The 12,839-nt window shown below is 73.1% G+C and carries 10 protein-coding genes and 1 pseudogene; 10 read left to right on the top strand and 1 reads right to left on the bottom strand.

What is annotated here, in order from left to right:
* The first annotated feature begins 1 nt into the window (after position 1).
* The 8 genes and pseudogenes from ACY8FT_RS04315 (at position 2) to aspS (ending at position 8,325) form a co-directional block, all read left to right on the top strand.
* Complete coding sequence (locus ACY8FT_RS04315; RefSeq protein WP_462417698.1) at positions 2 to 202, top strand: hypothetical protein; 201 nt, start codon at positions 2 to 4, stop codon at positions 200 to 202.
* Positions 199 to 252, top strand: a pseudogene (locus ACY8FT_RS04310) (hypothetical protein); the annotation flags it as partial. The gene ACY8FT_RS04315 and the pseudogene ACY8FT_RS04310, both read left to right, overlap by 4 nt.
* Before the next feature lie 9 nt (positions 253 to 261).
* Positions 262 to 1,038 (top strand): TlyA family RNA methyltransferase, encoded by a 777-nt coding sequence (locus ACY8FT_RS04305; protein WP_462418395.1) that lies wholly within the window; start codon positions 262 to 264, stop codon positions 1,036 to 1,038.
* Positions 1,016 to 1,966 carry an NAD kinase gene (locus ACY8FT_RS04300; RefSeq protein WP_462417697.1) on the top strand — a complete coding sequence of 317 codons (951 nt, stop codon included), beginning with the start codon at positions 1,016 to 1,018 and terminating at the stop codon, positions 1,964 to 1,966. Before ACY8FT_RS04305 ends, ACY8FT_RS04300 begins: the two co-directional genes overlap by 23 nt.
* On the top strand, positions 1,963 to 3,810 hold the full coding sequence (locus ACY8FT_RS04295) for a DNA repair protein RecN (RefSeq protein WP_462417696.1): 1,848 nt from the start codon (positions 1,963 to 1,965) through the stop codon (positions 3,808 to 3,810). Before ACY8FT_RS04300 ends, ACY8FT_RS04295 begins: the two co-directional genes overlap by 4 nt.
* Positions 3,811 to 3,850: 40 nt before the next feature.
* Positions 3,851 to 5,503: a CTP synthase gene (locus ACY8FT_RS04290; RefSeq protein WP_462418394.1), complete on the top strand. Its 1,653-nt coding sequence runs from the start codon at positions 3,851 to 3,853 to the stop codon at positions 5,501 to 5,503.
* Positions 5,500 to 6,189, top strand: a complete 690-nt coding sequence (locus tag ACY8FT_RS04285; RefSeq protein WP_462417695.1) for an NUDIX domain-containing protein — start codon at positions 5,500 to 5,502, stop codon at positions 6,187 to 6,189. Before ACY8FT_RS04290 ends, ACY8FT_RS04285 begins: the two co-directional genes overlap by 4 nt.
* Positions 6,190 to 6,498: 309 nt before the next feature.
* Positions 6,499 to 8,325: an aspartate--tRNA ligase gene (gene aspS / locus ACY8FT_RS04280; RefSeq protein ID WP_462417694.1), complete on the top strand. Its 1,827-nt coding sequence runs from the start codon at positions 6,499 to 6,501 to the stop codon at positions 8,323 to 8,325.
* A gap of 6 nt (positions 8,326 to 8,331) precedes the next feature.
* On the opposite strand, the gene ACY8FT_RS04275 is transcribed toward aspS, so the two are convergent.
* Positions 8,332 to 9,162 (bottom strand): GNAT family N-acetyltransferase, encoded by an 831-nt coding sequence (locus tag ACY8FT_RS04275; protein WP_462417693.1) that lies wholly within the window; start codon positions 9,160 to 9,162, stop codon positions 8,332 to 8,334.
* 68 nt (positions 9,163 to 9,230) lie between these two features.
* On the opposite strand from ACY8FT_RS04275, the gene ACY8FT_RS04270 reads away from it, so the two are divergent.
* Positions 9,231 to 10,670 (top strand): replication-associated recombination protein A, encoded by a 1,440-nt coding sequence (locus ACY8FT_RS04270; RefSeq protein ID WP_462417692.1) that lies wholly within the window; start codon positions 9,231 to 9,233, stop codon positions 10,668 to 10,670.
* A gap of 111 nt (positions 10,671 to 10,781) precedes the next feature.
* Entirely contained in the window at positions 10,782 to 12,746 is a 1,965-nt protein-coding gene (locus tag ACY8FT_RS04265; protein ID WP_462417691.1) for an ABC transporter substrate-binding protein, read from the top strand.
* The last annotated feature ends 93 nt before the right edge of the window (positions 12,747 to 12,839 follow it).

The raw sequence follows: 12,839 nt of genomic DNA, 5'->3' as shown, positions 1-12,839 counted from the left end.
CATGACGGACCCCTCGCAGGATCAGCCGGTTCTTCCCGGAACCCAGCAGGTGGACCTTGAGGTGCTGACGGCCCGGCTCGAGGAGCTGGCAGGGGATGTCGATCATCTGGAGCGGAACCTGGAGGAGGGTCCGGGGGAGTCCGGTCGGTCTGCAGTCCCTGGTCCCGGAGACGTCGCGCCTTCGCCCGGTGTCGGCTCGTGAGACTGGACCGAGCCCTGGTCGAGGCGGGTTTGGCACGGTCCCGCACGCATGCCCGCCGCATGATCGATGCGGGCGTTGTTCTGGTTGAGGGCAGCGCGTCCCTGAAGGCCTCTCAGGAGGCCGAGCCGTCACGTGTGGCGCTGACGGGTGCGGGGTTGGAGGCTCGAGACGAGGTGAGCCGTGCTCAGCGGAAGCTGTCACAGGCCCTGGAGGTGTGGCCCGATCTTCAGGTGAGTGGCGTGCAGGCCGTGGATGTGGGGGCTTCGACCGGAGGCTTCACCCGCGTCCTCCTGGACCACGGCGCCTCGAGGGTGTGGGCTGTCGACGTGGGGCACGACCAGCTGGAGGCCTCCGTCGCCTCGGATCCGCGGGTGGAGAACCTGGAAGGCGTCAACGCCCGCGACGTGTATGCCTTGGAAGGCGCCGGGCTGCGGCAGGGGATGGCGGGCCTCGTCGTGTGCGACGTCAGCTTCATCTCGCTGGTACACGTGCTGGGCAGCATCCGGTGGCTCCTGCGGGACGAGCGTGAGGCCGTGGTCCTCGTGAAGCCGCAGTTCGAGGTGGGGCCAGGCGTGTCGCGCAACGGTGTGGTGCGCCGGGGAGAGGACCGGCGGCAGGCCGTAAGCCGCGTGCTCGAGGCCGTCGGCGAGGAGGGCCTGCGGCCGGTGTCGATCGTGCCGAGCGGGACGGTCGGAACCCACGGGAACCTCGAGTTCATCCTGCGCACCCGGGCGGGCGAGGCTGCGAGTGAGGTCGTGGGTGGTGCGTGGCACAGTGGGTTGCCCCATGACGACGACTTCTGGAGCGGTGACGATGTCCGCACTGCCGACCTCTGAGGGTTCGGGCCCGTCCACCCGTGAGGTGGTGCTGTGTGCTCATCCCGGTCGGCAGGAAGCGATGTCCGTCGCGTGCGTGGTCGCACGCCTGTTGGCTGACCGGGGACTCCAGGTGCTCGTGCCCGCGGACCAGACCAGGGCGCTGCTGGAGCACGGTGAGCTGCCGATCGAGCAGCTGGGTGAGGGCCACCGGCCGGAGCTGGTCGTCGTGCTCGGCGGGGATGGCACCATCCTGCGGGGCGCGGCGGTGGCGAAGGACCTGGGGGCGCCTCTGCTGGGGGTGAACCTCGGGCACGTGGGGTTCCTCGCGGAGGCCGAGCGCGAGGACGTGGAACGGACCGTGGCCCACATCGTTGAACGGGACTACACGGTCGAGCACCGCATGACCCTGGACGTGGCCGTCTTCCAGGGGCAGGAGCAGGTGGCTCGCGGCTGGGCGCTCAACGAGGCGACGGTCGAGAAGGGCTCGCGCGAGCGGATGGTCGAGCTGGCCCTGGAGGTCGACGGACGCCCGTTGGCGACCTGGGGCTGCGACGGCATCATCCTGTCCACCCCCACGGGCAGCACCGCCTACGCCTTCAGCACCGGGGGGCCCGTCGTGTGGCCGAACGTCGAGGCCATTCTGACCGTCCCCATCAGCGCCCACGCCCTGTTCGCGCGTCCGCTCGTCCTGGGGCCGACGACCGAGCTCGCGGTGGAGGTCATCCCCGAGTCACCGGGTACCGGCGTGCTCTGGTGCGACGGTCGGCACGTCGCGGACCTGCCACCTGGGTGCCGCGTCGAGGTGGCCCGCAGCGAGGAGCCGGTCCGCTTCGCGCGGCTCACGAGCTCGTCGTTCACCGACCGTCTGGTGCGCAAGTTCGGGCTGTCGGTGGAGGGCTGGCGTGGCGCTGCCCGTACGCGGAAGGCCGAGGAGGTGTCCGCATGACGGCGCCTGAGACGTCCGGGACGCGGCACGAGCCGTGGCTGTCGACGATCGAGATCCGGGACCTGGGCGTGATCCAGGAGGCGACCGTCGATCTCTCACCGGGTCTCACCGTGATCACCGGTGAGACGGGCGCGGGAAAGACCATGGTGGTCCAGAGCCTGTCGCTGCTGCTGGGGCGACGTGCGGACTCCGGCTGGGTGCGCCACGGAGCCGATGCGGCCGTGGTCAACGGGGTGTACGACCTGGCTGCGGGCAGCCAGGGGCACGCAGCGCTGCAGGCCGTGGACGAGGCCGGTGGGGTCGTGGAGGAGGACGAGCTCCTCGTGAGTCGCCGGATCAGCGCGGCCGGGCGATCGGCCGCCTCGGTGGGTGGCGCGCGCATGCCGCTGCGGACCCTCGCGGGGGTCAGCGAACTGCTGGTGGCGATCCACGGACAGGCCGACCAGTGGCGTCTGCTCTCGGCGGACGCCCACCGGGAGGTCGTCGACGCCTTCGGCGGTGAGGCGGTGAGGACCCGGCTCGAGGCCTACCGTCAGGCACGGAGCAAGGTCATCCACCTCGACCGCAGGGTCAGGGACTTCGACGCGGAGCGCACGCTCCGGGCGCAGCGGGCCGCGTGGCTGCGCAAGGGACTCGACCTGTTGGAGACGGTGGACCCCGAGCCGGGTGAGGAGGCCCGGCTGCGGGAGCGCGTGGCGCGGCTCGACCACGCCGCCGACCTCGTGGAGGCGGGACAGCTGGCGGCGTCGTCGATGTCCGGTGACCCCACCGCCGCGATGCCGGAACCCGGTGCGGAGGAGCTGGTCGGCCAGGCCAGGGCGGCGCTGGAGCGGGTGGCCCACGTGGACTCCGAGACCGAGGAGCTCCACCGTCGGGTGAGCGAGCTCTCCGTCCTGACCCACGAGCTCGCGAGCGACCTGTCGGCCTGGGTGGCGGGCATGGACCTGGACCCGGGCGAGCTGCAGGCCCTCCACGAGCGTCGGGCGGCCCTGCGTTCGCTGGCGCAGGAGTTCGGCCGCCCGGAGCTGTTGCCCGAGGGGGAGCAGGTGGCACCCGAGGAGGACGGTGCCACGGACCACCCGGCACGTGACCCTGCGCTGCTGGGTGAGGGTCTGGAGCCGTCGGCGGACGTGGCCCTGGCCTGGGGGCGGGCTGCCGCCCTCGAGCTGGAGGGCCTGGGCACCTCGGACGAGGACCGTGACCGGCTGGTGGCGGAGCTGGAGGAGGCCAAGGCCGGCGCACGGTCCGCGGCCGACGCGCTGAGCGCGGTGCGCCGCGAGGCCGCCGCGAGCCTGGGTGAGCGGGTGACGGTCGAGCTGCAGGCCCTGGCCATGCCGAAGGCGGTCGTGAGCGTGGCCGTCGAGGAGGCCCGGCCCGGTCCGCACGGTGCGGACCGGGTGGAGATCCGGATGGCCCCGAACCCGGGCGTCCCGCCCCGCACGGTGGCGAAGGCTGCCTCCGGTGGTGAGCTCAGCCGGCTGATGCTCGCCCTGGAGATGGTGCTCGGGGCCGCCGAGGGTGGTGTGCCCGCGATGGTGTTCGACGAGGTCGACGCCGGTGTCGGAGGTGCGGCCGCGCACGCCATCGGGGCCCGGCTGGCCCGGATCGCCGCCGATCGGCAAGTCATCGTCGTGACCCACCTGCCGCAGGTGGCCGCGTGCGCCGACCGCCACCTGGTGATCTCCAAGAGCGACGACGGGTCGGTGACCACCTCCGACGTCACGGTGGTCGAGGGGGAGGAGCGGCTCGCCGAGCTGGCCCGGATGCTGGGTGGTGTCGCCGACAGCCGCAGTGCCCGTGAGCACGCGGCCGAGCTCGTGGAGGCGGCTCGCGGGGAGGGGTGACCGGAACGGGGCTGCCGGCAGCGTAGAGTGGCAGCCCGTGGTGGCCACTACTCGACACATCTTCGTGACCGGCGGCGTCGTCTCCTCCCTCGGGAAGGGACTGACCGCATCCTCCCTCGGACTCCTCCTGCGTTCGCGTGGCCTGAAGGTCACCATGCAGAAGCTGGACCCTTACATCAACGTGGACCCGGGGACGATGAACCCCTTCCAGCACGGCGAGGTCTTCGTCACCGAGGACGGGGGTGAGACCGACCTCGACATCGGGCACTACGAGCGCTTCCTCGACGACAACCTGACCGCCGGCGCGAACGTCACGACCGGGCAGGTGTACCACTCGGTGATCGCCAAGGAGCGCCGCGGCGAGTACCTGGGTGACACCGTGCAGGTGATCCCGCACATCACCAACGAGATCGTCTCCCGCATGCGGGCCGCCGCGCACACCGACGACCCGGCGGACCGGCCGGACGTGATCATCACCGAGATCGGCGGCACGGTCGGCGACATCGAGTCCCTGCCCTTCCTCGAGGCGGCGCGCCAGGTGCGCCACCAGCTGGGACGCGACAGCGTCTTCTTCCTGCACGTCTCGCTGGTGCCCTTCATCGGCCCCTCGGGCGAGCTCAAGACCAAGCCGACCCAGCACTCCGTGGCCAGGCTGCGCGAGTACGGCATCCAGCCCGACGCGGTCGTGGTGCGCACCGACCGTCAGCTGCCGGAGTCGATCAAGAACAAGATCTCGATGTCCTGCGACGTGGACCGCGAGGCCGTGGCGACCTGCCCCGACGCGCCGAGCATCTACGACATCCCGAAGGTCCTGCACTCCGAGGGCCTGGACGCCGTGGTGATCCGTCGCCTGGGGCTGCCCTTCAAGGACGTCGACTGGACCGCCTGGGACGACCTGCTCACCCGCGTGCACCAGCCGGAGCACGAGGTCGAGGTGGCGCTGGTCGGCAAGTACGTGGACCTGCCCGACGCCTACCTGTCGGTCTCCGAGGCCCTGCGCGCCGGTGGCTTCCACCACCGCGCGAAGGTCTCGCTGCGCTGGGTGGCCAGCGACCTCTGCCAGACGTCGGAGGGCGCCCGCGAGGCGCTGGAGGGCGCGGACGCGGTGCTCGTCCCGGGAGGCTTCGGCATCCGCGGCATCGAGGGCAAGCTCGGTGCCCTGGCGTGGGCCCGTGAGCAGAAGGTGCCCACCCTGGGCATCTGCCTGGGCATGCAGTGCATGGTCATCGAGCACGCGCGGAACCACGCAGGCCTGGAGGGTGCCTCGAGCTCGGAGTTCGAGGACCACACCGACCACCCGGTCATCGCGACGATGGCCGAGCAGCTCGACGTGGTCGGCGGCAAGGGCGACCTCGGGGGCACGATGCGGCTGGGCGGCTACGACGCGACCCTGGCCGAGGGCTCCGTGACCGCGACCGCCTACGGCGCCACGCAGGTGAGCGAGCGCCACCGCCACCGCTACGAGGTGAACAACTCCTACCGCGAGCAGCTGGAGTCCGCCGGGCTGGTGCTCAGCGGGACCTCGCCGGACGGCAAGCTCGTCGAGTTCGTGGAGCTCCCGCGCGAGGAGCACCCGTACTACGTCGGCACGCAGGCGCACCCGGAGCTCAAGTCGCGCCCGCACCGCGCGCACCCGCTGTTCGCCGGGCTCATCGGCGCCGCGCTGGAGCAGCAGGGCGGCGACCGGGCATGACCGAGGGGATCGGCCTGTCCGCGCCGCGCCCGGAGACGCGCGGCGAGGTCCGCGACCTCCCGCGCGACCGGGGCGCCGGTCCCGAGGAGGTGCTCCACGACGGGGCGCGCTACCCCCTCGTCGGCGCGCAGGTGGACCTGCCCGACGGCCGGGCGTGGCGGGAGTGGACCCGTCACCCCGGCGCCGTCGCGGTCGTCGCGACCCGTCCGGCACCGGGGGCGCAGGACGCCTCCGAGGTCGAGGTGTACTGCGTGCGGCAGTACCGCCACCCGGTGCGCTCGGTGGCGTGGGAGGTCCCCGCCGGCCTCCTGGACGTCCCGGGGGAGCCGATGGTGGAGGCCGCGGCCCGGGAGCTGGCCGAGGAGGCCGGGCTCACGGCCTCGGACTGGGCGACGCTGGTGGACTACCACACGACCCCGGGCGGTTCGGCCGAGGCGATCCGGGTGTTCTGGGCCCGGGGGCTCGCGGACGTCGTGGAGGACGACTTCGAGCGCGAGGCCGAGGAGGCCGACATGACGGGCCACTGGGTGCCGCTGGGTGCCCTGCTGGAGGCGCTCCACACCGGTGGTCTGCACAACCCGAGCACCGTGATCGGCGTCCTGGCCCTGGAGCGGGTGCTGCGGGGGGACGCGACGGCACGCCCCGCGGACGCCCCCTTCGAGCTCGGCCCGGTCGACCACCGCTGAGCACCCGGGCACCGGCCAAGCGACCGCTGCCGGTGGAGCCGCGTGGACCGCTGCCGATCCGGTTGGCGCGAGGGCGCCGCGGGCTGGCAGAATCCAGGCCGTCATGCAGGGCGGAGTGACGACCCGCGTGATCCTGCGGACCGCGCGTGCGGCGGACCGACGAGAGGCCGGGGTCCCCTCGGCGAAGGTGTGGTGGCACCGCGACCTGGCCCCCGCCCACACCTCCCGGGCTGCCGTTCCCCGTCGTGCGCGGCAGTTCCGTCCGGGCCGGTCGTCGTGCGTCGGGAGACCCGACCCGAAAGGACGACCATGATCCGATCCCACGAGGCCGGCACGCTCCGCGCGGAGCACGCCGGCCAGACTGTGACCCTCGCCGGCTGGGTGGCTCGGCGCCGCGACCACGGCGGCGTCGCCTTCCTCGACCTGCGCGACGCCTCCGGCGTGGCCCAGGTGGTGGCCCGGGACGAGGTGCTGGAGTCCGGCGGCGCCCACGACCTGCGCAACGAGTACGTCGTGCGCATCGTCGGCGAGGTCCGTGTGCGCCCCGACGGCAACGTGAACGCCGAGCTGCCGACCGGCGAGGTCGAGGTGGTGGCCGGCGAGCTGGAGGTTCTCAACACCGCCGACCCGCTGCCCTTCCAGATCGACGAGCGCGTCGAGGTCGGCGAGGAGGCCCGCCTCAAGTACCGCTACCTGGACCTGCGCCGGCCGGGTGCCCGCTCCGCCGGTGCCGCCCTGCGCCTGCGCAGCAAGGCGAACGCCGCGGCCCGGTCCGTGCTTGCCGAGCACGACTTCGTGGAGGTCGAGACCCCGACCCTCACCCGGTCGACCCCCGAGGGTGCCCGCGACTTCCTGGTGCCGGCCCGACTGGCACCCGGCAGCTGGTACGCCCTGCCGCAGAGCCCCCAGCTGTTCAAGCAGCTGCTCATGGTCGCCGGCATGGAGCGCTACTACCAGATCGCCCGCTGCTACCGCGACGAGGACTTCCGCGCCGACCGCCAGCCGGAGTTCACCCAGCTGGACATCGAGATGTCGTTCGTGGACCAGGACGACGTGATCGCCCTGGGTGAGGAGATCGCCCGCGCGGTGTGGGCCCTCATCGGCGTCGACGTGCCCACCCCGATGCCGCGGATCACCTACCGCGAGGCGATGGAGAAGTACGGCTCGGACAAGCCCGACCTGCGCTTCGACCTGGAGCTCACCGACTGCACGGAGTTCTTCTCCGACACCCCCTTCCGGGTGTTCCAGGCGCCCTACGTCGGCTCCGTCGTGATGCCCGGCGGTGCGAGCCAGCCGCGCAAGCAGCTGGACGCCTGGCAGGAGTGGGCCAAGCAGCGCGGTGCGAAGGGCCTGGCCTACGTGCTCGTCGGCGAGGACGGCGAGCTCTCCGGCCCGGTGAGCAAGAACATCTCCGAGGAGGAGAAGGCCGGCATCGCCGCGCAGGCCGGCGCGCAGCCGGGTGACTGCATCTTCTTCGCCGCCGGTCCGGCCAAGGAGGCCCGCGCCCTGCTCGGTGCGGCCCGCCTGGAGATCGGCAAGCGGTGCGGCCTCATCGACGAGGACACGTGGTCGTTCCTGTGGGTGGTCGACGCCCCGATGTTCGAGCCCGCGGCCGATGCGGTGGCCTCCGGCGACGTCGCCGTCGGTGCGGGGCAGTGGACCGCCGTCCACCACGCCTTCACCTCGCCGAAGGACGAGTGCCTGGAGGACTTCGACACCAACCCGGGTGAGGCCCTGGCCTACGCCTACGACCTGGTCTGCAACGGCAACGAGATCGGCGGTGGCTCGATCCGTATCCACCGACGTGACGTGCAGGAGCGCGTGTTCGGCGTGATGGGACTGGACGAGGAGACCGCGCGCGAGAAGTTCGGCTTCCTGCTCGACGCCTTCGCCTACGGCGCCCCGCCGCACGGCGGCATCGCGTTCGGCTGGGACCGCGTCGTCGCCCTGCTCTCGGGCAGCGACTCGATCCGCAACGTCATCGCCTTCCCGAAGTCCGGTGGCGGCTATGACGCACTGACCGACGCGCCGGCGCCCATCACCGCGCAGCAGCGCGAGGAGGCGGGCGTCGACTTCGAGCCCGAGGAGGACGCCGAGCCGCAGGGCGCCCCGGAGGTCAACCCGCGCACCAGCTGAGCAGGCTCAGCAGCAGCCGGCCGTGGGCGTGTGCCACGGCCGGCTGTCCCATGCCCAGGCCGTCTCGTAGCCGATGGAGCGGTACAGGGCGCGTGCGGCGTCGTTGTCGCTGTACATCCCCAGCGTGCAGACGCCCGTGCGCTCCACCTCGCTGAGCGTCAGCGACTCGGTGACGAGCCGTCCGAGGCCCCGGGCGCGGAACTCCCCGTGGGTGACGATGCCGGCCAGGTGGGGGACGCCGTCGGTGAACGGCTGGCTGGCCCCCAGCGCGAGCAGTTCGCCGGTGTCGGGACGGCCCTCGAGGGCCCCGCGTCGGACGCCCCGCCAGAGGGTGGAGAAGGCGTTGCCGGGCTCACCCTCGGCCGTGGGGGACCAGCGCTCGGAGAAGGCCGCCATCTCCGCCGCGTCGGTCTCGTCGTCCAGGGTCACGACGTCCTGCGGGCCGAGGGCACGGCCGCCGGCGTCGGCAGGTGCCCGGTCGGTTGAGCCCGTCGTCACCGGGTTCGTGACCCACATCCAGTCCCACCGACCGCCGGGCGGGATGCCGTGCCGGTCCAGCAGGTGTCCGTGTTCGGCGGGCACGCTGATGCCGTGGGCCTCCCACTCGGCGAGCAGGTCGTCCACGGCCTCGTGGACCAGGGGTGCGATGCCCTCGGGCGTCCCGAACAGGAAGGCCGAGCGGTGCACCCGGCCGAGGCGGTGGCGGACCCGCAGCGTGGCGAAGGCGCCCCGGTGCTCCAGCACCGGCACCGGGAGGTCGGTCGGAACGCCCCAGCGGACGTAGGGGTCGTCCCCGGAGGCCTCGAGCAGTTCGTCATGGGTCCTGATCCAGCGCACGCGCGCATCCTCGCACCCGGGGCGGGCCGGACCCGGCGGCCGGGTGGGGCCCGACCTAGGCTGGGCGCATGACTGACGCCCCGGACCTGTTCAGCAGCGCCAGCCCGGGGCGGGGGCGGCCGGACGGGGGAGGGTCCGCGGGGGCCGCACCGGCCGATCCCGCACCGGAGGGGGGCTGGAACCCGGACGAGCCCCTCGCTGCCCGCCTGCGGCCGCGTTCGCTGGAGGAGGTCGTGGGCCAGCGGGAGGCGCTCGCGCCGGGCAGCCCGCTGCGTCGCCTCATCGAGGGACGTCAGGGCGTCGCCGGGGCCTCCTCGGCGATCCTCTGGGGGCCGGCGGGCACGGGCAAGACGACCCTCTCGCGGTTGGTGGCCGATGCCGCGGGACGCACCTTCGTCCAGCTGTCCGCGGTCACGGCCGGGGTCAAGGACGTGCGGGCGGTGATGGACTCCGCCCGCCGTGAGAAGGCGATGTACGGGCGCCAGACGGTGCTGTTCCTGGACGAGATCCACCGGTTCACCAAGGCGCAGCAGGACGCCCTCCTGCCCGGGGTGGAGGACCGGACGGTCATCCTCGTGGCGGCCACCACCGAGAACCCCAGCTTCACGGTCGTCACCCCGCTGCTCAGCCGCTCGATCCTGGTGCGGCTCACCAGCCTGGACGACGAGGACGTGCGCACCTTGCTGGACCGCGCCGTCGCCGACGAGCGCGGCCTGGCCGGGCACTTCACGCTGGAGGACGCCGCCCGCGACGCGGTGGTCCGCCTCGCCGGGGGTGACGGGCGGCGTGCGCTCACCACGCTGGAGGCGGCGGCCGGTGCGGCGGAGTCCGCCCTCCCACCGGGCACCGATGGGCAGGACGAGGCCGTGCTGGTCACCGCCGGTCACGTGGAGCAGGCCCTGGACCAGGCGGTGGTCGGCTACGACCGCGACGGCGACCAGCACTACGACGTCACCAGCGCCTTCATCAAGTCCATGCGCGGCTCCGACGTCGACGCCGCCCTGCACTACCTCGCCCGGCAGATCGAGGCGGGGGAGGACCCCCGCTTCATCGCGCGGCGGGTGGTCATCGCTGCCAGCGAGGACGTCGGGATGGCCGACCCCTCGGCGCTGCAGACGGCCGTGGCCGCGATGCACGCGGTCGCGCAGATCGGCATGCCCGAGGCACGGATCGTGCTGGCGCAGGCCGTCGTCCACGTCGCCATGGCGCCGCCCTCTAACGCGGTCTACCGAGGCGTCGACGCCGCCCTGGCCGACGTGCGGGCGGGGAGGGGGCGCAGCGTCCCGGCCCACCTGCGGGACGGGCACTACCGCGGTGCGGAACAGCTCGGGCACGGCGTCGGCTACCAGTACGCCCACGACGCACAGGACGGGGTTGCCGCCCAGCAGTACCTGCCCGAGGACCTCGCGGACGCCCGGTACTACGAGCCGTCCGGTCGTGGCTTCGAGGGGACGCTCGCCGAGCGGTGGAACCGCCTGCGTGCGCGGTTGGGGCGCCGTTCCGGCTGAGCCCCCGTGGCCCGAGCGGGTGGCGGGGAGGCGCACGACACGCGTTCTCGGGTGGCGCCCGGGGCCCGGGGTCCGCATGATGGACCTTTCGGCGCCGGAAGGAGACGTGTCATGCGACGTGCGGGACTCACCGCGATCGTGGCCGTGTGCGCGGTCTCCGTCGCGGCCTGCGACGGCGGCGAGGAGCCTCGGGACCCGGGGTCGAGCTCGGCACCGACCTCCGACCGTGCGGCACCCACCTCGAGCTCGGCGGAGGACCCGACCGGCGGGGCGTCGCCGAGGGGGAGTGCAACCGAGGACCCCACGGGTTCGCCGGACCCGACGGGCGCGTCCTCCGACGGAGCGACCGGGACCGGGCCGTCCGGAACTGGTCCGTCCGGATCGGGGAGCAGCGACTCCGGGCGCTCGGCACCGGACGGTCAGGAGTCGGACCCCACGGAGGAGCCGGACCCGACGCCCGAGGGGCTCGACCCCGAGGCACAGGGCCCCGCCCCGGACGTCGAGGGCGCGGAGCCCGGTGGCACGCTGCACGTCCTGAGCACCGCCCGGCCGAGCACCTTCGATCCCTCCGGCCAGCACGAGCCGGGCCTGGACGCGATCCTGGACCTCACGGTGCGGCGGCTGACCCAGTACCGGACGACCCCCGACGGGACCTCCGAGCTGGTGCCGGACCTCGCCACCGACCTCGGCACCGTGTCCGAGGACGGCCTCACCTGGACGTTCACGTTGAAGGACGACCTGCGCTACGAGGACGGCTCGGACGTGACGGCCGAGGACGTGGCCTACGGCATCAAGCGCTCCTTCGTCGGTGACGAGCTGCCCGGCGAGCCGACCCACCAGCGTGAGTTCCTCGAGGGCGGGGACTCCTACGACGGTCCGTTCGAGGACGGCGGAGACTTCGCCGGGGTCGAGGTCGTGGACGACCGCACCCTGGAGATCCACCTGGACCGCCCGTGGCCGTCGCTGCCCCACTTCGCCGCCACCACGCAGATGTCGCCCGTACCCCAGGACAAGGACACCCGTGAGCGGTACGGGCCCAACCCGATGGCGACGGGCCCGTACGAGTTCAAGTACTTCGACAAGCGCAAGCGGCTGGTGCTGGAGAAGAACGACCAGTGGGACCCCACGACGGACCCGGGGCGCCACCAGTACCCGGACACGATCGAGTTCGAGTTCGGCGGCGATCCCGAGGACCTGGCCGGCCGCGTCGGCCGGAGCGAGGGTGACGACCGGACGGCGCTGTACCACGACGGACTCGCCGACGGCGTCCCGGAGGAGCTCCGCGACGAGGAGGACCGACTCGTCACCGGGCCCGGGCCGTGCGTCTCGTTCGTCTCCATGGACACGCGCACCATCCCCATCGAGGTGCGGCGTGCCATCGCGGTGGCCTGGCCGTACAACCAGGAGCGCGCGGCCCGGGGTACCTCGGAGCGGACCGCTCGACCGGCGACGAGCTACCTGAGGGACTCCGCCCCCGGCTTCGACCCCGAGTCCTCACCGCTGCTGCCCGGTCAGGGGCCGGGGACCCCCGAGACCGCTCGCGGGATGCTGGACGCCGTGGGGCAGCGGGGGTTCGAGCTGTCCTGGTACTACGCCCACGACCGCGAGGGAGCCGACGAGGTCAACGAGGCCAGGCGCGAGGCGCTCGAGGCCGCCGGCTTCACCGTCCGCACGATCGGGGTCCCGGCAGACCGGCTGGAGGAGTTCACGACCGCCCACGACGCCGAGGCGAACCTGCTGCTGGGGCCCTCCCAGTGGTGCCCCGACTGGCCCGGCGGTGACGCGGTCTACCCGCGTCTGTTCGACAGCGGGGCCCGGGAGGAGCGTGACTCGGTGGGGCACCTGGCCTCGGAGGGTCTGGACGAGGAGATGGACCGCATCCAGGAGCTCCCGATGGAGGAGCAGGCCGAGGAGTGGGCCCGGTTCGACCGCCGGCTCCGCGACCACCACCTGCCGGCCCTGCCGGTCGACCAGCAGCAGGTGACCGCCGCCTTCGGCACCGAGGTCCACGAGGTGCGGATCGACCCGGTGCGCGGCACACCGGACCTGACCACCGTGTGGGTCGGCGGGGACTGACCGGGGCCGGGTCGTCCCCCCGGTTCGAGGGGCTGTGGCCCGGGCGTCGCCGCGGTGCGTGGAGGTGTCCGCGATACGCTGCACCGTCGACCG

This window comes from Kytococcus sp. Marseille-QA3725 (assembly GCF_054950055.1).
Note: the sequence above shows the minus strand (reverse complement) of the source record. Positions and strands in the feature narration are given on the sequence as shown.

Bases quoted from the DNA above. Each gene is read 5' to 3' on its own strand.
- ACY8FT_RS04315 (WP_462417698.1), top strand. From the start codon at position 2: ATGACGGACCCCTCGCAGGATCAGCCGGTTCTTCCCGGAACCCAGCAG.
- ACY8FT_RS04285 (WP_462417695.1), top strand. From the start codon at position 5,500: ATGACCGAGGGGATCGGCCTGTCCGCGCCGCGCCCGGAGACGCGCGGC.
- ACY8FT_RS04270 (WP_462417692.1), top strand. From the start codon at position 9,231: ATGACTGACGCCCCGGACCTGTTCAGCAGCGCCAGCCCGGGGCGGGGG.
- ACY8FT_RS04305 (WP_462418395.1), top strand. From the start codon at position 262: ATGATCGATGCGGGCGTTGTTCTGGTTGAGGGCAGCGCGTCCCTGAAG.
- aspS (WP_462417694.1), top strand. From the start codon at position 6,499: ATGATCCGATCCCACGAGGCCGGCACGCTCCGCGCGGAGCACGCCGGC.
- ACY8FT_RS04300 (WP_462417697.1), top strand. From the start codon at position 1,016: ATGTCCGCACTGCCGACCTCTGAGGGTTCGGGCCCGTCCACCCGTGAG.
- ACY8FT_RS04265 (WP_462417691.1), top strand. From the start codon at position 10,782: ATGCGACGTGCGGGACTCACCGCGATCGTGGCCGTGTGCGCGGTCTCC.
- ACY8FT_RS04295 (WP_462417696.1), top strand. From the start codon at position 1,963: ATGACGGCGCCTGAGACGTCCGGGACGCGGCACGAGCCGTGGCTGTCG.